This is a genomic window from Arcobacter sp. CECT 8989 (assembly GCF_004116715.1).
GTDB lineage: Bacteria > Campylobacterota > Campylobacteria > Campylobacterales > Arcobacteraceae > Halarcobacter.
In genome coordinates this window covers 1-442 of sequence record NZ_PDKE01000073.1, presented here as the reverse complement: position 1 = coordinate 442, position 442 = coordinate 1, and the positions used below count along the sequence as shown (strand labels likewise).

2 protein-coding genes and 1 pseudogene are annotated in these 442 nt (G+C 49.1%); all 3 read left to right on the top strand.

Going from position 1 to position 442, the window contains the following annotated elements; genetic code table 11:
• A pseudogene (locus CRV02_RS15105) lies at positions 1-210 on the top strand (hypothetical protein); the annotation flags it as partial.
• Positions 211-215: 5 nt separating this feature from the next.
• On the top strand, positions 216-389 hold the full coding sequence (ninD, locus tag CRV02_RS14490) for a protein NinD (protein WP_000984218.1): 174 nt from the start codon (positions 216-218) through the stop codon (positions 387-389).
• Positions 356-442, top strand: an 87-nt coding sequence (locus tag CRV02_RS15175; protein WP_129090914.1) for a NinE family protein, incomplete at its 3' end; no start/stop codon positions are given. The genes ninD and CRV02_RS15175, both read left to right, overlap by 34 nt.

Here is a 442-nt window from a genome sequence, read left to right as displayed (position 1 = left end):
TCCTCGGAGGGTGACGGACATCGGGAAGCGCGACAGGAGATTATGTACCGAGGAAGAATGTCGCTGGACGGTATCGAGAAAATGTATCCAGAAGATGATTATCAAGCCCTGTATCAGGACATGGTGCGAGCTAAAAGATTCGATACCGGCTCTTGTTCTGAGTCATGCGAAATATTTGGAGGGCAGCTTGATTTCGACTTCGGGAGGTAAGCTGCATGATGCGATGTTATCGGTGCGGTGAATGCAAAGAAGATAACCGCTTCCGACCAAATCAACCTTACTGGAATCGATGGTGTCTCCGGTGTGAAAGAACACCAACAGGGGTGTTACCACTACCGCAGGAAAAGGAGGACGTGTGGCGAGACAGCGACGAAGTATCACCGACATAATCTGCGAAAACTGCAAATACCTTCCAACGAAACGCACCAGAAATAAACCCAAG